Source organism: Epilithonimonas lactis (assembly GCF_900110605.1).
Lineage (GTDB): Bacteria > Bacteroidota > Bacteroidia > Flavobacteriales > Weeksellaceae > Epilithonimonas > Epilithonimonas lactis.
This window is the reverse complement of record NZ_FOFI01000002.1, coordinates 378,197-396,462: the sequence shown is the minus strand read 5'-3', so window position 1 is coordinate 396,462 and position 18,266 is coordinate 378,197. Positions and strand designations below refer to the sequence as shown.

Below are 18,266 nucleotides of genomic sequence, written 5' to 3'. Positions count from 1 at the left end.
ATGGCAGCTATTTCCGCCTTCCGTTCCCAATCTTTTTGCCTTGCTTTTCCAGCAACAAAAAGGATTTCCACTCAAGTCGGGCTGCAGTTTCAGTATAAAAGAAGATTTGTCATCAGAAAGAACAATCAACCAACAACCACCAACCAAAATGACGATTGATTTCGAAAATATAACCAGCATTCCAAAACTCATCAAAGATTTTTTAGGAAAAAAGCTGGACGGATTTCAGAACAAAATTTTTGACCTGGAAAACTTCAAAATTCAAATTGCTGAAAAACAAAATTCATTTTCCGATGAGAAGAGGGAAGTTCTTTACAACACCATATTTTCACAAAATCAAGAATCGCAACTGTCACCCAAACAATTGGAATTTCTTTTCTCTCTGAAGGAAAGCAATACATTCACGATCACCACAGGACATCAGCTCAATCTTTTCACAGGACCGGTTTTCTTTGTGTACAAGATTTTGCAGACCATCAAAACCGCAGAGTTCCTAAAATCTAATTTCCCGGATCACAACTTCGTTCCCATTTTTTGGATGGCCACAGAAGACCACGATTTTGAGGAGATCGACCATTTCAAAACTCGCGAACATTATTATGAGATCAAAGGCATTTCTGGTGGCGATGTCGGAAATATCAAGATTGACGATCAATATTTCATTCAGGAATTCGAGAAAGAATTCAAAGACCATCTCTATGGAACCGAATTGATCCTTTGGGTCAAAAATGCTTACAAAAAAGGAAATTCCCACACGCAAGCGATTCGATATTTGGTCAATCAATTGTTTGCAGATTACGGGTTGTTGACAATCGATGGGAATGCGAAAGAATTGAAATCTCAGGTCAAAGATATTTTCAAGAAAGAATTGTTATCAAACCAACTCTTCGAAACCACAAAAACGCAAAGAGAATTTCTTGAAAAAGAATATCACAAAGTTCAGGTAAATCCGAGAGAGATCAATTTATTCTATCTTTCAGAAACCAGAAACCGCATTGAGAATGTCAGTGATGAATATCAAATTCTCGACACCGATTTGAAATTCACTCAAGAAGAAATTCTAAATGAACTGGAAAATCATCCAGAGCGATTCAGTCCCAATGCAGTTCTGCGTCCGGCTTATCAGGAATCAGTTTTGCCCAATCTCGCTTACGTTGGCGGTAATGCAGAAGTTATGTATTGGATTGAGTTGAAAGATTATTTTGAATCCATCAATCTTCCTTTTCCGATTTTGATTCCGAGAAACTCAATGCTTTTCCTTGAAGAAAAAACGTTTAAGAAAATTGAAAATTCAGGGTTGGAAATAGAAAACTTCTTCGAAAACTTCGCCGAAGTGTTGAATCAAAAAATTCTTGAGAACAACGATATCAAACTACTTCTGACAGAAAAAGAACTTCAATTGATCAGCTCATTTTCAGAACTTAAAAACAAAGCTTCCGAAACAGAAAAAACGTTCCTCAATCTTGTAGAAGCAGAAGAAACCAGACAACTGAAATCTTTCAAAAGAATGCAGAAACGCCTTCTGAAAGCCGAAAAAACAAAACAGTCGGAACGCTTTGATCAGATGCAAAGTTTATTTCTGAAAGTTCATCCAGGCGGAAATTGGCAAGAGCGGGTTTTCAATTTTAGCGTGTTCTACGCCGATCTGGGCAAACAATGGATCGACGAAAGCTACCAAAAAATGAATGTTCAAAAATCCGAATTAATAATTTCGCCCATTTAATCTGAAAGCATTATTTTTGTATCATTATTAAAAAAGAATGATAAACAAAATTTTCATTTTATCCGCAGTAGCTGCCTTTTTAGGCCTTTCAGCACAGAAAACGCACACCGTTGCTCCAAAGGAAACGCCTTATGGGATTTCCAAACAGTACGGATTGTCCATCGATGAATTGTACAAACTGAATCCTTCCAAAAAGGATAGTGGTTTGAAGATCGGAGATGTTTTGGTAGTTGCTAAAACTGGAAGCTCGCCTAAAACCGTTGCTACAACCGCAGCGCCAGTGAAAGCTGCGCCTGCAACTTCCGGGACTGGTTCTGCTAAAACAGGAACGATCACTTTGCAGCCAAAGCAAACCGTTTACGGCATCACAAAACAATATAAGATCTCAGAAGCTGACCTCAGAAAACTAAATCCTCAATTGGATTCAAATCTGAAGATCGGCGACAAGATCAATCTTCCTTTGGAAAATATCCTGAAATATGGTGATTCCTCTTCCACAGCTGGTGCCCAAACGACAACTGTTGTAGATAAAACGCCAGAAGTAAAAACGGTGACTAAAACTGAGACTGTTGCTTCTGAACCTGCAAAAGGAATGTACGTTGTCCAGACAAAAGACAATTATTATAAAATTTCCAGACAGTTCAATCTGACGCAAAAGCAGTTGTTTGCACTGAATCCTGGCTTGGAAGCTGCCGGTCTGAAACCTGGAGAATCGATTAGAGTTTCTGGGTCAGAATCCAATGCGATCAATGTTGAAGACAATTCTCAAAATAATTCTACTTCGACTCCAGTGACGAAAACCGTTACCACAACGCAAACTTCTGCGCCAAGTGCAACGTCTTCGGCTTCAGGAAATACTTCTACTTCAGAGGACGATTACGTGACCTACACGGTTCAAAGTGGTGACACGATGTTCAGCATCATGAATCATTTCAACGTGACTTTGGATCAATTGATCTCACTAAATCCAAATCTAGTTGACGGATTAAAGGCTGGAATGACCTTGAAGATCAAGAAACAAGATCCGATGTACTCCAAAAAAGCAGGCGATGTTTTGAGCGTGGTTTTGATGTTGCCTTTCGGATTTGATGCGAATGATGCGAAGTACAGAACAATGTCCATGGATTTCTTGACCGGAGCAAAATTAGCGGCGGAAAGAAATGCAAAATCAGGACAGAAGTTAGATATCAAAGTGATTGATGCAGGAAACGAAGTAACTTTTAAAAACAGCCTTTCTCAGATCAACCAAGATAATACGGACCTGATCGTTGGACCATTTTTCAAATCGAGTATTCTGGAGGTCCTCAATTACGTCAAACAAAAAAATATTCCTGTAGTAGCACCTTTTGCAAACTCTCCGGATCTTTTTGATTACAACAATCTAATTATCATCGAGACAGAAAATTCGGTTTATTCAGACAGAATTGTGAAGGAAGTTTCGCAGGTTTACCAAGATCAGAAGATCTTCATCGTTGCAGATAGTTCCAAAGCGAACGCCAATGCGATCAAAACAGGATTGGAGAAATCTTTAGCGAAAGCAAATATTGTAATTGTCAATTCAGCAAGCGAGATCCAGTTGGAAAACAACATGATGACAGGACAATCTGTTCCTGTGATCGCTGTTTTGGCAGACGATGATGATGCGGCAGGAAGTGCATTTGCATCCAAGATCATTGCACTCGGAAAACAAACCGAAGGAATCAAAGCCTTTAGTATGTTTTACAGTCCTAGTTTCGAGAAGAATGTGGATGACCTTTCCAGATCTAGTTTGGTTTATCTGATGGACAGAAAGATCAATTACGATGGCGATTTTGAAAAGCAAGTTCTTGCAGATTACAAAGCAAAATATTGCAAAGCACCATCCAAATATTCTGTCATCGGATTTGATGTGATGAATGACATGCTGACAAGAGAAAACAAAAAAGGAGAGATCTTCAAACAGATCGGTAAATCACAGACTCAGCTCGCTACGAAATTCGAATTTGTAAAAGCGAAACCAAACGGTGCGTACATCAACAATGGTTACCGAGTTGTCAGATTGATGCAGTAGATTATAGTTGATAAGCGATGAACGATAGACGATTCAGGATTCGTAATCTCAAGATCAATATTAAAATAAAATTTAAAACATTGATGAAATAATCATTCATCAATTATCATTTATATAAAAATATGAAAGCACTTGTATTTCCTGGTCAGGGTTCACAGTATGTAGGAATGGGAAAAGAATTGTACGATTCCCGAAAAGATGTGAAGGACTTGATGGATTCTGCCAATGAGATCCTTGGTTTTGACCTTGTTTCAATGATGTTCAACGGGACAGACGAAGATCTGAAAAAGACCAGCGTCACTCAGCCAGCCATTTTCCTACATTCTGTTGCAGCAGTGAAAGTGGTCAACGGATTGGGCGCCCAGATGGTAGCAGGACATTCTTTAGGAGAATTTTCCGCGTTGGTTGCCAACGGTGTTTTGTCTTTCGAAGACGGACTGAAGTTGGTCTTCGAAAGAGCTCAGGCCATGCAGATGGCTTGTGACATCAATCCAAGTTCTATGGCCGCCATTCTGGGTCTGGAAGATTCTAAGGTTGAAGAGATCTGCGCAGGAATAGAAGGGATTGTGGTTCCTGCCAATTACAACTGTCCTGGACAATTGGTGATCTCTGGCGAAACAACTTCTGTAGAAAAAGCGTGTGAAGCTTTGAAAGCAGCCGGTGCAAAAAGAGCTTTGATCCTGCCTGTCAATGGCGCTTTCCATTCACCTTTGATGATGCCTGCGCAAGAAAGATTGGCAGCAGCCATTGAGAATACGAAATTCAGAAATGCGACCATTCCGGTTTATCAGAATATTACAACCACAGCAGTTTCTGATCCAGAAGAGATCAAGAAAAATCTGATCGCACAATTGACTGGCCCTGTAAAATGGACTCAAAGTGTACAGAACATGATCAAAGATGGCGCAGATAACTTCGTGGAAGTTGGTCCTGGCAAAACGCTTCAAGGTCTGATCAAGAAGATCAATTCCGAAGTTTCCGTTGCGTCTGCGATTTAAAGTAATAATTTGACTACGTTGACACTTTGTTAGATTTGGGCAGCTTTTCCGCGCTCCGTTCCCGCTATTTTTGCCAAGCCAAGGCCACGCAAAAAATGAGCTCCACTCAGCTCGGGCTGCAGATCCAACATTGAAAGACGTTATCACTATAATTAGAAAGATATGAACAGAATATTTTCACCCGGAAAGCTGATGCTGACCTCAGAATATGTTGCTGTTGATGGTGCTCTTGTCCTGGCTGTTCCCACAAAGCTAGGACAAGAGCTTTTTTTTACTGAGGAAAATAATGAGAAATCATTGATCTATTGGAACGCTTATCACCAAGACCAATTGTGGCTGGAAACCACCATTGATTATAAAACTTGGACAATTCTCGAAACCAATGACCAGAAAGCATCTGAGTTCATTCTAAAAGTTTTGAAGAACGTTCAGGAACTTTCTCATGTTAAATTCAAATCCAATAATACTTACCATCTTAAAACCAATCTCCAGTTTCCCTCAGATTTCGGATTGGGCAGTAGTTCTACGTTGATGAGCAATCTTGGCGAATGGGCAGAGATCGATCCTTTTGTCCTTAATGAAATAAGTCTTGGCGGAAGTGGCTACGATGTGGCTGTGGCAAAGGAAAAGTCGGCAATTCTATACAGCCGTTTTCCAGAAAGAGTGTATGAAAAAGTTGTCTTCGATCCACCTTTCAAAGATGATCTCATCTTCATCCATCTCAATCAAAAACAAGATACGCGAGAGGGAATTTCGCATTACAGGTCAAAGCCAACTTCAACAGAATTAATCAATGAATATTCTGAATTAACCAAATTGATCCTCAACAGCAAAAATTTAGAAGAATTTTCGCAATTGATGACCATTCACGAGCAAAAACTTTCCGATTTTCTCGGAATTCCAACTGTGAAAGAAAAATATTTCCAAAACTGTCCCAGCTTTGTCAAAAGTTTGGGTGCTTGGGGCGGAGATTTCGTTCTCACGTCCAAATTTGGAGATTACGAAGCCTATTTCAAACAGCAAGGTTTCAGTAAAATATTTTCTTGGCGAGATTTAATTAATTGATTGTTAATTAATTATGAATAAAATTTAAACTGATGAAAATCAGTTAATAAAAACTTTCATAGTTCGCTGATATTTTTACATTTGTCCCAACACCTTTAATCTTCAAAAAAAATTAAAAATGGACAAGCTAAAATCTTATCTTGAACGTCAGGGCATTTTCAATCCCAAAGAAATCCTCCACAATCCAACTTACGAAGAAATTTTCCAGGCAGAAATGGATCCAAAAAATTCTGGTTTCGCCAAAGGCGTTTTGACCAGGTCTGGAGCTGTTGCCGTGAAAACAGGGATTTTTACTGGAAGATCGCCAAAAGACAGATATATCGTCAACGACAGTATTACAAAAGATACGATTTGGTGGGACGGAACCATCAACCGCCCAACAACTGTAGAAGTTTTTGATGAACTGAAAGACATCGTCACCAAAGACCTTTCCGACGAAAGTATCTACGTGGTCGACACTTACTGTGGATCCAACGAAGACACCAGACTGAAAGTAAGATTCATTACCAAAGTCGCGTGGCAAGCACATTTTGTGATGAATATGTTCATTCGTCCTTCCAATTATGACCTTCAGAATTACGGTGAGCCAGATTTTGTGGTCATCAATTCTTCTGAGTCTGTGAATCCAAATTGGGAACAACACGGCTTGAATTCCGAAGTTTTTGTAATGTTCGATTTGACTAAGAAAATGCAGATCATCGGCGGAACCTGGTACGGTGGCGAAATGAAAAAGGGAATGTTCGCCATCATGAATTATTACCTTCCTTTAAAAGGAATGGCATCAATGCATTGTTCTGCAAACGTTGGTGAGAAAGGCGATGTTGCTGTTTTCTTCGGACTCTCAGGAACTGGAAAAACGACGCTTTCTGCAGATCCAAAACGTTATCTGATTGGTGATGACGAACACGGTTGGGATAACAATGGTGTTTTCAACTACGAAGGTGGATGCTATGCGAAAGTGATCGATCTTAGCAAAGAAAAAGAACCGGATATTTATGGCGCGATCAGAAGAGATGCGCTTTTGGAAAATGTGGTGACAGATGACGAAGGAAACGTAGATTACACCGACGGTTCTATCACAGAAAATACAAGGGTTTCTTATCCAATCTATCACATCAGCAAAATCGTTCTGCCTTCAAAAGCCGGGCATGCAAGTAAAATTATTTATTTGTCAGCCGATGCTTTCGGGGTTTTGCCTCCAGTTTCAATTTTGACAGAATGCCAGGCGCAATACCATTTCCTTTGTGGTTACACTTCCAAATTAGCAGGAACAGAGCGTGGAATCACAGAACCAACGCCATCTTTTTCTCCAGCATTTGGTGAGGCATTTTTGACACTTCATCCAACGATGTATTCTAAAACGTTGATCGGAAAAATGAAGGAGCACAACGCAAAAGCTTACCTCGTAAACACAGGCTGGAACGGAACCGGAAAAAGAATTTCTTTGAAAGATACAAGAGCAATCATCGATGCGATTATCGATGGAAGTATTGATAAAGCCGAAACGGACCACGTTCCAATCATGAATCTGGAATTCCCGACTTCTCTTCCGAACGTTTCCGAACATATTTTGGATCCAAGAGATACTTATGAGAATAATTCTGACTGGGAGAAAAAAGCGAAAGATCTTGCTGCGAGATACATCAAATATTTTGAACAGTTTGCAGATAACGATGAAGCAAAAGCATTGATTCCGTCGGGACCTGTGCTGTCAGAAGTTCATCAACATTAAAATAAAAATAATTGTAAAAAAAAACGCTTCCAACTCGGAAGCGTTTTTTTTATTCTAATAATTTCCCATCTTGCTGTAGGATCGTTTTGCCTTTTTGCTCAACGGTCAGTGAGATTTCGGCTGCATCTTTTGCACCGATGATTCCTCTGTAAATATTGTATTGATATTCCCCTTTTTTGAAAGTAATGGTGTGATTGCCACCGCTTCCATCGAACTTAAGTTCGCCATTTGATAAGATTAAATCGGGTTTTGAAGCTTCAGATCTACCGATTTTCCAGGAAGCATATCTGTATTTTTCATTTGCCAATTCATCGATCCTGATCAGATAACTTTTTGTTTGGATCTTGTAAGTTGGAGATTTGAAAGTTTTAAGAGATGAATGCAATTTACTTTTGTCATTAAGCATTAGATTCTTTTTTTGAGTCAATTCAAAATTGCTTTGATAGTTGACAGCTGTAATTTTTCCATCGGATTCTATCCAAATATCGCCTCTGTTCAGCATGATGCCGCGCCAGCCGACTTCTGACCATTGGTCGATCTTCGAATTTGAGATCATATCAATGATTTTTTTATCAAAGATCTGGTTAAATCTTTTCTTCAGGTCAGCTTCGTTTTTAACCGCTGGGATTGGATATTCTCTATTCAAAGGATAACTGATGATCTTTGAAATTTCATCTACGTTTTTAGCTTTAAAAAGATCGGTCAACTTTTGAATACTCTCAATTTCCGTTTTATCCAGGTCATTTTGGGCGAACGATAGATTGAAAATCAATAAAAGAAGAATCAGGATTTTGTATTTCATCGACTTAAATATTTATTTCAAAAATGAATTGTGTGCTTTCTCAAAACCGATCGTCGTCGATTCTCCGTGTCCGCTGAACACTTTCGTGGATTCTGGAAGCGTCAGTAATTTGGTTTTGATACTCGTGATCAATTGGTCATAATCGCCTTTATAAAGGTCTGTTCGGCCAATGCTCATCATAAAAAGTGCGTCTCCGGAAATCACGAAGTCATTTTCTTTGTTATAGAAAGCCACACTTCCAGGCGAATGTCCAGGAACATCAAAAATTTGGAATGCGTCAGAACCCAATTTCAATTCGTCGCCTTCTTTTATGTTTTTGATATCGCCTGTGAAAGCCGGGAAAAAGAAACCGTATTTCTTCGCCGTGAAAGGTGCCTGTTCGAGGATTTCGATTTCATTAAGATGAACCAAAACCGGAACTTGAAACGCATCAAAAGCCCACTGCAAACCGATAATATGGTCGATGTGTGCATGTGTCAGAAGGATATTTTTGATTTTAAGTTCTTTGGATTTGATGAAGTCACCTAAAACTTTGGTTTCCGCGTCGGGCATATTTCCCGGATCGATAAGAAAAGCTTCCTTTTCATCGTTATAAATGAGGTACGTATTTTCGGAAAACGGATTGAAAGTGAAAGATTCTACGTGTAACATTTTTTTAATTTATCTGTAAAAATATAAAACATTAACTTAGCAAGATGAAGGTATTTAGACTATTTATTATTTTTTTTAGTGCATTTTTTTTTGCGCAGGAGATCCAAAGTATTCAGCTTTTCAATCCAAAGACCAATGACGAAACGCCTGTGATTGCACAAGGTCAACAGTTGATCCTCAGATTCGATGACCTTTCCAACTCCAGCCAGATCTATCGCTATACTTACAAACATTACAATAGAAATTGGGAAGAGGACGGCCTTTTCTTCACAGAATATGCAAACGGAAGTATGAACGCGTTGATCGACCAATTCCAATATTCCTTCAATACTTACCAAAAATACACGCATTACGAATTGACTTTTCCGAACGAGAAGATCCAGCCAAAAATCTCAGGGAATTACGAGATCATCGTTTATAAGGATTCTCAGGAAAAGCCTTTGTTCAAAAAGAGATTTTCAATCTACGAAGATGGAGCGAATCTGGGAATCAATGTCACAAGATTCATCGATGCGAAAAATCCAAATGCTAGACAAAGAGTCGAAATTCAAGCGACTGGAAATGGCGCGGGAATTACCAATAATCTGTCTTCCTTATCATTAAGTGTGATCCAGAACAACAATTGGGGAATAGCGCTTAACAATATCCGACCAAGTTCCACTTTGGGAAATCAACTTCTTTTCCAACAGTTAGGCTTGGCTTTTCCAGGAAATAATGAGTTCTACTATTTTGATAACAAAGTCATGAACCAAGCCTTGGATATGGTTGCCAATACGGAAAACATCGATGGGAAAAATTATACCTATCTTCATCCGGTTTGGGCGTATCCAGGTGATTATCAATATCAGCCAGATGTGAATGGCGCTTTCTATTTCAGACGGAATGACCTTGGCATTGAGAGAGATGCGGACAGAGAAGGCGATTATTCCTGGGTTTATTTTGCACTCGACAGTCAGAAATCGGATAAAGAATTCTATGTCCTTGGTTTGTTCAATGATTACAAAGCTGATGCAAAAAGTCAAATGCAATACGATGAGAGATCACAGAAATATTTGGCGAAGATCTATCTGAAGCAAGGTTTTTACAGTTACATCATTGCCACAAAAGGTGCGGATGGAAAACTGAATTATGGCGAGGTCAACGGAAACTTCTGGCAAACAGAAAACCTCTATCAAGCCTTTTTGTATTACACACCATTCGGCAGAAACTTCGATGGACTCATAGGTTACGGTGAATTCCGAACGCCGGTTAGATAATTTTTTGATTCAATGAACTCGTATCAGGAAAAGATCAAATACCTTTTTTATTGGGTCATCATTTTCGTCGTTGCAGGCTCCATGATTATTTATGGACTTAGCAAACCTATTCAATTTCAAAGCTTTAAAGATTCCACAAATTTGAATGTCTCGGAAGGTCACAAGTTGATGTGGACCTTCTATTCCTATTCGTTGGTTTATCCGATAATCATTGGCATTTTTGAAGTCTTAGGTGGAATATTATTACTGTTCAATCGCACCAGAGTTCTTGGCTGCATCTTGCTTACGATTATTTTGTCTAATATCATTTTGCAGGATTATCTTTATGAGATCACAGCTTTGAATTCGGCGATCTATTATCAGATCTTAATATTAATACTCTTAGTTTTCAATCATAAAAAAATAAAAAACACCATCAATGAAATTCTGAGATCAGAAAAGCGAAATAGAAATCTAACCTTGATGATAATAGCCTTTTTGATCGCAATCGCGTTGAAATACTTTGAAACCAAAATTATTTGATGAATTAAGATTGTTTGGAATATTTTTAGCTATACCTAAAAAAAATACAATCTTATGGATCTTAGTTTTGAAAATAACAAATCTGGAAATGGTGGTTACATCACTTTAAAAAATAGTGTAGAAGATATCGGACGATTGACCTATACGATAGTTCCTGAGCTTAAAAAACTAATTGTGAGCTATGTGATGGTCTTTCCAAAATTTGAAGGTCAAGGCCTTGGAAAACAATTGGTGGAAAAGTCAGTTGATTTTGCCAGAAAAAATGGCTGGAAGATCAAAGCACATTGTTCTTACGCACATTCTGTTTTGAAGAGAAAATCAGATGTCGAAGACGTTTTTATGAATTAATGGTAAAGATTTTTACTTTACTATAAAGTTACGGCTCGCATTTGCGAGCCGAACTTTTTTTTATTTTAAGGATAAGATTATCTATTCATAGACATCAGGAACTCTTCATTATTTTTTGTTCCTTGGATTTGTTTCTGTACAAATTCCATTGCTTCCAGAGGGTTCATATCAGAAAGATATTTTCTCATGATCCACATTCTCTGCATCGTTGCCTCGTCCAAAAGAAGATCATCTCTTCTTGTGCTGGATGAAACCAGGTCTACAGCTGGATAGATTCTTTTATTGGCAATTTTTCTATCCAATTGCAATTCCATATTTCCCGTTCCTTTGAACTCTTCGAAGATCACCTCGTCCATTTTGGAACCTGTATCGATCAAAGCGGTTGCAATGATGGTCAAAGATCCGCCATTTTCGATTTTTCTGGCTGCACCGAAGAAACGTTTTGGTTTGTGAAGCGCATTGGCATCCACACCACCAGAAAGGATTTTCCCGGAAGCTGGAGTAACGGTATTGTAAGCTCTTGCCAATCTTGTGATTGAGTCAAGAAGGATGACAACATCGTGGCCACATTCCACCATTCTTTGTGCTTTTGAAAGAACCAAGTTCGCGACTTTTACGTGCTTATCTGCTGCTTCATCAAAAGTAGATGCAATCACTTCCGCGTTCACACTTCTTTGCATATCCGTAACTTCCTCAGGACGTTCGTCGATAAGAAGGACCATCATATAGGCTTCTGGGTGATTGGCAGAGATGGCGTTGGCAATATCTTTTAGTAAAATCGTTTTACCGGTTTTTGGCTGTGCAACGATCATTGCTCTTTGTCCTTTTCCAATTGGAGCGAACAAGTCAACAATCCTTGTAGAAAGTGTAGAACCTTTTCCCGCCAAATTGAATTTCTCCTGAGGGAAAAGCGGCGTCAAATATTCGAAAGCCACTCTGTCCTTAATGAAAGCCAGATCGCGTCCATTAACTTCAGTCGGTTTCAAAAGTGAGAAATATTTCTCGCCTTCTTTTGGCAATCTTACAAATCCTTTTACGGTGTCTCCCGTTTTCAAACCATAATTTCTGATTTGATTGGTAGAAACGTAAACGTCGTCTGGAGAAGAGATATAACTGAAATCTGAAGAACGAAGGAATCCGTAATTGTCCGGAAGGATTTCCAAAACACCTTCAATCGTGATCAATCCATCAAAGTTGAATTCTTTCTTTGGCGAATTGTCCTGTTGGTTTTCGGATGGTTCTTTTTGATTGTTTTGTTGGGAAGAATTGGGATTTTGTGTTTTTTGCTGACCTCTATTATTGTTATTGGTCTTTTGCTGTTGCTGACGGTTGTTTTGCTGTTGAGGCTGTCTTTGTTGAGGTTTTGTTTCCTCTGGTTTTTCGTCAGTCTTAGGCTCTGTTTCTATTGGCTGAGGCGCTTCTGCTGTTTTAGCTTCGGCAACGACCTCTTGGTTTTCGTTGGCTACAACTCTTGTTCTTTGTGGCTTTTTCTTCGGTGGATTTGGTTTTTTCACTTCCTCCGTTGCTGCCGGCGCTTCTACCGCTACAGGAACATCTTCTTTTGCAACCTCTGTTGTAGGAATCTCTGCTTCTTGCTTTGGCTTATCTGCAGGTTTTCTGCCTCGTTTCTTAGCAGGAGCAGCTTTTTCCTCAGAATTGTCTTCTGTGTTCTTATTCATATTTTCCTGATTGGCGTTTAGATAATCTTTAATGATTTTTGGATTTGAAGCCTGATAGTCCAGAATTGCGAAAACAGTGTCTTCTGGAGAGCTTTTTTTTGCCAAATTGACGCCTAGATCTTTAGAAAGTTTGGTCAATTCCTCATCGGATTTTGACCTTAGCGTTTCAATATTAAACATATAATGCGTAAAAAAGTAAATTATTTTTGTAAAAGTAAGAATGAAAATCAGGCGATTATCATTTTTAATAGGTGATTACAATGCAAATCTACATTAATTTTTGAATTACGCAAAAATTATTTTATTTTTGCAGACAATTTGTTCCCTTTCTAAAAAGGAATCAATCAAAAAAGATGTTACAAAGAATACAAACAATCTGGATATTATTAGCTGTGTTAGGCGCTTTGTTCCTAAACCTGACAGCTCAGGACTTTGATGTGTTAGGTGGAAATCTAATTATCAATATTTCTACGGTCTTATTAATATTATTGGGATTGCTTAGTATCTTCAGTTTCAAAAACCGAAAAAGACAGATCTTGCTGAATAACATCAGTATTTTCATAAACGCTTTGTTGCTTGGTTTTTTGATTTATTGGCTACAAAACTTATCCGGAGGAATTCAGTTTCCTGAGAAGGGTATTGAGCCGGTTTTCTCAGTGATTGCGATCGTATGTTTGCTCTTGGCAAATGTATACATCAAGAAAGATGAGAGGCTCGTAAAATCTGTAGACAGACTTCGATAAACTTGACGACGATTTTTTTGAGTAAGAACAGCTTCCTTTTTGGAGGCTGTTTTTTTTATTTTTATTAAGGCTAATGGTAACAAATCCAAAGAATCAATGACTTATCAATCATATCTTTGTTCTATTAATAAATTTACCATTATGAAAAAACTGATCACCGCAATTGTGCTTGCCCAATCATTCCTGTCATTTGCCCAAGAGATCTCCAAAGAAAGAGTTGTCAATATTGTTTCAACTCTGGCTTCTGACGAGATGAAAGGAAGAAAATTCGGAACACCCGAAAACGACAAAGCTGCCGAATACATCGGAATTCAAAAAAGATAATCTCGATTACTGTTTTGGCAATTCATATCTGATTCCATTTGAGTACAAAGGACAGAAAGGTTTCAACGTTTGCGGCATCAAAAAAGGGAAATCTGAAAAAAGTTTGGCTTTCTCAGGACACTTTGATCACATCGGAACCAATAATAAATCTGGCGACAATATCTACAATGGCGCGGACGACGATGCCAGCGGAATTGCTACAGTCATTGGAATGGCCGATTATTTCAAAGATAAAAAGACGGATTACTCATTGGTTTTCATGGCATTCAATGCTGAGGAAATTGGATTGAAAGGCTCGAAAGCACTTTCTGACAACAAAGATCTGAATCCCGTTTTCAATAATATCGCCGCACTTTTCAACTTCGAAATGTTGGCTACAGAATCTCAATTCGGAAAAAATGCTGTGTTTATGACCGGCGACGAGTTTTCTGACTTTGATGAATTGATCAATGCCAATGCGGTCAACGGTTTGAAAGTTCATTCCGATCCATACCAAGGTCAACAATTGTTTTACCGCTCAGACAATGTGAATTTCGTTAAAAAGAAGATCATTGCACACTCGATCTCAACGGTTGATATGAACAAAGCGACGCATTATCATGCTGTGAATGACGATATTAACATTGTTGATGCAGATAATCTGACGAATATTATCAACAATTTTGCAAAGACCATCGAAAAATTCGACACCAAAAACTTCACTCCAAAATACAACGATAAAGTAAATTTCAATTTCTAGCGTCTGGATAAACTAAGCTATTTATTTTCCGTAATTTTGCATTTCCAATTTTTTTGAATGAAACCATTTCAACGTATTCTCAGTATTGCCAAGCCACATCAAAGATTTTTGTGGGGCAGTATGTTTTTCAATATTCTTTATTCACTTCTTCAGATTGCTTCTATTGGTACCTTATTGCCAATTCTTAGCGTGATGTTCGGAACTGTCGAAAAAGTTGATACTTCAAAAGTTCCTGTTTGGAGTGGTAGAATTGCTGATTATTTTGGCTACGTAAAGGATTGGGCCTACTACACGATCCAGATCAATATGGACGAACACGGAGGCATCAAAGTTTTGGCTGTTCTTTGTTCGATTACTGCGGTTGCATTTTTATTGAGAAATATTTTCAGATATCTTGGTTCTTATCTATTGGTCAATTATCGTGTTGGGATTACGCGTGATCTTCGTACTTCGATGTATGATAAATTTCTGAAGTTGCCAGTTTCCTTTTTCACAGAACAGAGAAAAGGCGATATGATGTCCAGGATCTCCAATGATATTGGCGCTGTAGAAGGTGGGATTATGGGATCTTTGGTCGATATTGTGAATTCGCCGTTTATGATCTTGTCATCATTGACCGCCTTGTTTTTATTATCTCCAAAACTGACACTTTTCTCATTGGTTGTATTCCCGATCATGGGTTGGATCATCTCCTGGGTCGGAAAAAGTTTGAAGAAGCAAGCACGATTTGCCCAGGAAGAATTGGGAAATCTCTTTTCTTTGGTTGATGAAACCTTGAAATCTTCAAAGGTCATTAAGATCTTCAACGCAGATAAGATCCTTAAAAATAGGTTTAATAAAACCACCAGTCAATGGCAACACCACGCCATTTCGATGAGCCGAAGACGTGAGTTGGCTTCTCCGATGAGTGAATTCCTTGGCTCGGTTACCATGTTGATCATCACGTATTATGCAGGTATGGAGATCATCAATGGAACCAACAAGGATCCTGCGACTTTTCTTGCATTTATCGGTGTTTTCTTTCAGGTGTTAGATCCTGCGAAACGATTGTCTAATGCAATTTCAGCTATCCAAGGTGGAATGGCGAGTTTGGAAAGGGTTTCGGAAGTATTGGATTATGATCTAAAAGTGGAAGAAATAGCTAATCCAACACCAATTTCAGAAATCAAAGATAAAATAGAATTCAAAAATATTGGTTTCTACTACGAGAAATCAAACTTGATCCTGAAGAATGTTTCTATTACTGTTCCAAAAGGAAAAACGGTTGCTTTGGTTGGACAATCTGGTAGTGGTAAAACGACGATTGCCAATCTACTAGCAAGATTCTACGATGTTTCTGAAGGCGAAATATTGATTGATGGTCAGAACATCAAAAACTTAAAACTAACCGATTACCGCCAGCTTCTCGGAATGGTAACTCAGGAATCTGTTTTGTTTAATGATTCGGTTTATAACAATATCTTGATGGGAAATCCAGATGCAACCGAAGAACAAGTGATAGAGGCCGCAAAAATCGCCAATGCACATGAATTCATTTCTCAGCTTCAAGACGGCTATTACACCAATATTGGTGACGATGGAAACAAACTTTCCGGTGGACAAAAACAGCGTGTTTCCATCGCCAGAGCGGTTCTGAAAAATCCACCAATTATGATTCTGGATGAGGCGACTTCTGCCTTGGATACTGAGTCCGAAAGATATGTTCAAGACGCGCTGGAAAAAATGATGGAGAACAGAACGTCATTGATCATCGCTCACAGATTATCAACGATTCAAAAAGCCGATCACATTGTCGTGATGGAAAAAGGCGACATCATCGAGCAAGGTTCTCACCAGGAATTGATGGAAAGAAACGGAACTTACAGAAAGCTGGTCGAGTTGCAGAATTTTGATTAATTAAATGAATATTAAGGTGTTTCTTCTGGAGTAGGTTCTTCCGAATCTTCCTGATATTCATCCGATCCACCATTTTCTCTTTCTTTTTGGTTTTGAGTCAGATCTTCGTTGGTATATTGATAAAATTCGTCAAAGGTTTTAGAACTTTCGTTATAGACCAATGCATATTTGGAGTCTTTGGATTTGATGATCAAGCCATCTTTTGGCGATGGTTTCAAAGTTTCACCTTCCATAAAGATCTTACTTCCTTTCTTGAAGGAATTGATGATTGGCGCGTAGCTGTAATCCTTTCGGAAAAGCACATCTCTGTCACTGGAAATGATGAATAGCTTACTTTCGTAGGCATCTTCAGACTGGATAAGGAATGCCATTTCTGGCTCATTGTTTTTGGTTTGCCCCGTAAAATCACCGAACGCATATACTTTTGAAGCTCTGTCTTTGATCTTCGTCATAGAAAACCTTTTTTCACCTTCAGCAGGTTCAAAAAGACCATTGTCGCGAAAAACCTTCATTATGCCTTCCCGATAGTTTTGCGAGATGCCATCATATTCATTAATGTCGAATAACATTTTATTGTAATAGTCATAGTTCTCTGTATCTGGGTACAAGGTTGAAGTTACTCCCGTGGTAGTTTCATAACCCTCATCGGCAGATGTTCTGTCCTGGTAATTTTGCCAAACAAAATATCCGATAACTAATAAAAAGATCACCCCAAAGATGATGTAGATTACTTTGCTTTTTTTTTTGGTCTGTTTTTCTGTCAATTGATTTGTTTCCATAGCGTGTTTTTTACGAATTTGCTAGTTTTTATTTATCAAATGTCAAATTTTTTAGCAAATATGATAAAAATAACTAACCAATATTTAGACCATTTTTCACAGGCAAACTTGATGTCAAAAGGGTTACTTCATTTTTATTTTCGCCATAAACACCCATCACTAGACACTCACTGAAGAAATTAGCAATTTGTTTTTTCGGGAAGTTGACAACGGCCATAATCTGTTTTCCAATCAAATCCTCTTTTTTATATAAAGCTGTAATTTGAGCTGCAGATTTTCTGATTCCCAGATCTCCAAAATCGATTTCCAGCTGGTAAGAGGGATTCCTGGCTTTTTCAAAATCTGTTGCGGAAATTATCGTTCCAACGCGGATGTCAATTTTCTCAAAATCCTGCCAGGTTATTTCGGGTTTTGTCATTTTATTTTTCTTTGTTAATTAAATCTTCTAATAGTTTTTCAACTTCCAATTTTTGTTCAGCATACTTTAGTTGAAGTTCACTTCCTTCACCCATTCTTGAGTAATAGAGCAATGCTTTTTCTCCGAAAAATTTGAGATAGTAATCAGAAAGCGTCGGGATTTGAGGAAAATTGGTGTGGAAAAGCATTTCGTAGTAAGCTTGCCATTCGCGTTCGTTCTTGTCCAAAATCATCATTCTCGGCGATTTCTGGCGAACGTGCAACATCTCGTGAGCCAACATATTTAGAACTAAGGTCAAATCAAAATCAAAGAGGTTTTTGGGAATCATCACGTGTTGCAATTCTCCAAGTTCTCCATTTGCGGTTAAGAGAATGGAATTCTTTTCTAATTCATCACGGAAACCAAAGCCTGCAAAGTTGTCGTCGTCCAAATCGAATTGGTGAATGAGGAATTTTGCGGCATCTAGGATCTCGCCTGTTTCTTTGTAAGCGTTGAGGTTGAATTGTAGTTGTTCGTAGTTCATTTGTGTTTTTTGTAAATC

The 18,266-nt window shown here is 38.4% G+C and carries 18 protein-coding genes; 12 read left to right on the top strand and 6 right to left on the bottom strand.

From position 1 onward, the window contains the following. The first annotated feature begins 40 nt into the window (after positions 1-40). From bshC to pckA, 5 genes are all read left to right on the top strand, one after another. Positions 41-1,723: a bacillithiol biosynthesis cysteine-adding enzyme BshC gene (bshC, locus tag BMW39_RS07055; protein ID WP_311316404.1), complete on the top strand. Its 1,683-nt coding sequence runs from the start codon at positions 41-43 to the stop codon at positions 1,721-1,723. A gap of 37 nt (positions 1,724-1,760) precedes the next feature. Further along, a complete protein-coding gene (locus BMW39_RS07050) occupies positions 1,761-3,773 on the top strand; it encodes a LysM peptidoglycan-binding domain-containing protein (RefSeq protein ID WP_051879818.1) in 2,013 nt (670 codons plus the stop codon). 122 nt (positions 3,774-3,895) lie between these two features. Continuing rightward, positions 3,896-4,771, top strand: coding sequence for an ACP S-malonyltransferase (gene fabD, locus BMW39_RS07045; RefSeq protein ID WP_034973374.1), 876 nt, complete (start codon positions 3,896-3,898; stop codon positions 4,769-4,771). Positions 4,772-4,933: 162 nt separating this feature from the next. Beyond that, a complete protein-coding gene (locus BMW39_RS07040) occupies positions 4,934-5,836 on the top strand; it encodes a GYDIA family GHMP kinase (RefSeq protein ID WP_034973373.1) in 903 nt (300 codons plus the stop codon). Positions 5,837-5,954: 118 nt separating this feature from the next. After that, on the top strand, positions 5,955-7,568 hold the full coding sequence (gene pckA / locus BMW39_RS07035) for a phosphoenolpyruvate carboxykinase (ATP) (RefSeq protein WP_034973372.1): 1,614 nt from the start codon (positions 5,955-5,957) through the stop codon (positions 7,566-7,568). 49 nt (positions 7,569-7,617) lie between these two features. Here the strand turns inward: pckA and BMW39_RS07030 are convergent, their stop codons facing one another. Further along, positions 7,618-8,370, bottom strand: a complete 753-nt coding sequence (locus BMW39_RS07030; RefSeq protein WP_034973371.1) for a hypothetical protein — start codon at positions 8,368-8,370, stop codon at positions 7,618-7,620. A 12-nt stretch (positions 8,371-8,382) separates the two neighbouring features. Continuing rightward, the gene (locus BMW39_RS07025; RefSeq protein WP_034973370.1) at positions 8,383-9,021 is read right to left on the bottom strand and encodes an MBL fold metallo-hydrolase; all 639 of its coding nucleotides are present in this window, start codon (positions 9,019-9,021) and stop codon (positions 8,383-8,385) included. A 44-nt stretch (positions 9,022-9,065) separates the two neighbouring features. Between BMW39_RS07025 and BMW39_RS07020 the strand changes: the two genes are divergently transcribed. From BMW39_RS07020 to BMW39_RS07010, 3 genes are read left to right on the top strand one after another with little or no spacing between them, the layout of a single operon-like run. Next, positions 9,066-10,277, top strand: a complete 1,212-nt coding sequence (locus BMW39_RS07020; RefSeq protein WP_051879817.1) for a type IX secretion system plug protein — start codon at positions 9,066-9,068, stop codon at positions 10,275-10,277. A gap of 12 nt (positions 10,278-10,289) precedes the next feature. Further along, on the top strand, positions 10,290-10,799 hold the full coding sequence (locus BMW39_RS07015; protein ID WP_034973369.1) for a hypothetical protein: 510 nt from the start codon (positions 10,290-10,292) through the stop codon (positions 10,797-10,799). A 54-nt stretch (positions 10,800-10,853) separates the two neighbouring features. Continuing rightward, positions 10,854-11,147 (top strand): GNAT family N-acetyltransferase, encoded by a 294-nt coding sequence (locus tag BMW39_RS07010; protein WP_034973366.1) that lies wholly within the window; start codon positions 10,854-10,856, stop codon positions 11,145-11,147. A gap of 77 nt (positions 11,148-11,224) precedes the next feature. Here BMW39_RS07010 and rho read toward each other — a convergent pair whose 3' ends face one another. After that, positions 11,225-13,006, bottom strand: a complete 1,782-nt coding sequence (rho, locus tag BMW39_RS07005; protein ID WP_034973365.1) for a transcription termination factor Rho — start codon at positions 13,004-13,006, stop codon at positions 11,225-11,227. Between the two features lie 173 nt (positions 13,007-13,179). On the opposite strand from rho, the gene BMW39_RS07000 reads away from it, so the two are divergent. The 4 genes from BMW39_RS07000 to BMW39_RS06990 all read left to right on the top strand — a co-directional run bounded on the left by BMW39_RS07000 (position 13,180) and on the right by BMW39_RS06990 (position 16,528). Then, a complete protein-coding gene (locus tag BMW39_RS07000; RefSeq protein ID WP_034973364.1) occupies positions 13,180-13,569 on the top strand; it encodes a DUF4293 family protein in 390 nt (129 codons plus the stop codon). Positions 13,570-13,710: 141 nt separating this feature from the next. After that, positions 13,711-13,893 carry a hypothetical protein gene (locus tag BMW39_RS19490; RefSeq protein WP_245750462.1) on the top strand — a complete coding sequence of 61 codons (183 nt, stop codon included), beginning with the start codon at positions 13,711-13,713 and terminating at the stop codon, positions 13,891-13,893. A gap of 103 nt (positions 13,894-13,996) precedes the next feature. Beyond that, positions 13,997-14,632: a M28 family metallopeptidase gene (locus BMW39_RS06995; RefSeq protein ID WP_245750461.1), complete on the top strand. Its 636-nt coding sequence runs from the start codon at positions 13,997-13,999 to the stop codon at positions 14,630-14,632. 57 nt (positions 14,633-14,689) lie between these two features. Then, a complete protein-coding gene (locus BMW39_RS06990) occupies positions 14,690-16,528 on the top strand; it encodes an ABC transporter ATP-binding protein (RefSeq protein ID WP_034973363.1) in 1,839 nt (612 codons plus the stop codon). A gap of 11 nt (positions 16,529-16,539) precedes the next feature. Here the strand turns inward: BMW39_RS06990 and BMW39_RS06985 are convergent, their stop codons facing one another. The 3 genes from BMW39_RS06985 to BMW39_RS06975 form a co-directional block, all read right to left on the bottom strand. Further along, a complete protein-coding gene (locus BMW39_RS06985) occupies positions 16,540-17,307 on the bottom strand; it encodes a hypothetical protein (RefSeq protein WP_034973358.1) in 768 nt (255 codons plus the stop codon). A 73-nt stretch (positions 17,308-17,380) separates the two neighbouring features. Beyond that, positions 17,381-17,725: a tRNA-binding protein gene (locus BMW39_RS06980; protein WP_034973356.1), complete on the bottom strand. Its 345-nt coding sequence runs from the start codon at positions 17,723-17,725 to the stop codon at positions 17,381-17,383. Between the two features lies 1 nt (position 17,726). Beyond that, a complete protein-coding gene (locus BMW39_RS06975; RefSeq protein WP_034973354.1) occupies positions 17,727-18,248 on the bottom strand; it encodes a hypothetical protein in 522 nt (173 codons plus the stop codon). Positions 18,249-18,266: the final 18 nt, after the last annotated feature.

Coding starts and splice junctions, on each gene's coding strand:
- BMW39_RS07050 (WP_051879818.1), top strand. CDS start 1,761: ATGATAAACAAAATTTTCATTTTATCCGCAGTAGCTGCCTTTTTAGGC.
- fabD (WP_034973374.1), top strand. CDS start 3,896: ATGAAAGCACTTGTATTTCCTGGTCAGGGTTCACAGTATGTAGGAATG.
- BMW39_RS07040 (WP_034973373.1), top strand. CDS start 4,934: ATGAACAGAATATTTTCACCCGGAAAGCTGATGCTGACCTCAGAATAT.
- pckA (WP_034973372.1), top strand. CDS start 5,955: ATGGACAAGCTAAAATCTTATCTTGAACGTCAGGGCATTTTCAATCCC.
- BMW39_RS07030 (WP_034973371.1), bottom strand. CDS start 8,370: ATGAAATACAAAATCCTGATTCTTCTTTTATTGATTTTCAATCTATCG.
- BMW39_RS07025 (WP_034973370.1), bottom strand. CDS start 9,021: ATGTTACACGTAGAATCTTTCACTTTCAATCCGTTTTCCGAAAATACG.
- BMW39_RS07020 (WP_051879817.1), top strand. CDS start 9,066: ATGAAGGTATTTAGACTATTTATTATTTTTTTTAGTGCATTTTTTTTT.
- BMW39_RS07015 (WP_034973369.1), top strand. CDS start 10,290: ATGAACTCGTATCAGGAAAAGATCAAATACCTTTTTTATTGGGTCATC.
- BMW39_RS07010 (WP_034973366.1), top strand. CDS start 10,854: ATGGATCTTAGTTTTGAAAATAACAAATCTGGAAATGGTGGTTACATC.
- rho (WP_034973365.1), bottom strand. CDS start 13,006: ATGTTTAATATTGAAACGCTAAGGTCAAAATCCGATGAGGAATTGACC.
- BMW39_RS07000 (WP_034973364.1), top strand. CDS start 13,180: ATGTTACAAAGAATACAAACAATCTGGATATTATTAGCTGTGTTAGGC.
- BMW39_RS19490 (WP_245750462.1), top strand. CDS start 13,711: ATGAAAAAACTGATCACCGCAATTGTGCTTGCCCAATCATTCCTGTCA.
- BMW39_RS06990 (WP_034973363.1), top strand. CDS start 14,690: ATGAAACCATTTCAACGTATTCTCAGTATTGCCAAGCCACATCAAAGA.
- BMW39_RS06985 (WP_034973358.1), bottom strand. CDS start 17,307: ATGGAAACAAATCAATTGACAGAAAAACAGACCAAAAAAAAAAGCAAA.
- BMW39_RS06980 (WP_034973356.1), bottom strand. CDS start 17,725: ATGACAAAACCCGAAATAACCTGGCAGGATTTTGAGAAAATTGACATC.
- BMW39_RS06975 (WP_034973354.1), bottom strand. CDS start 18,248: ATGAACTACGAACAACTACAATTCAACCTCAACGCTTACAAAGAAACA.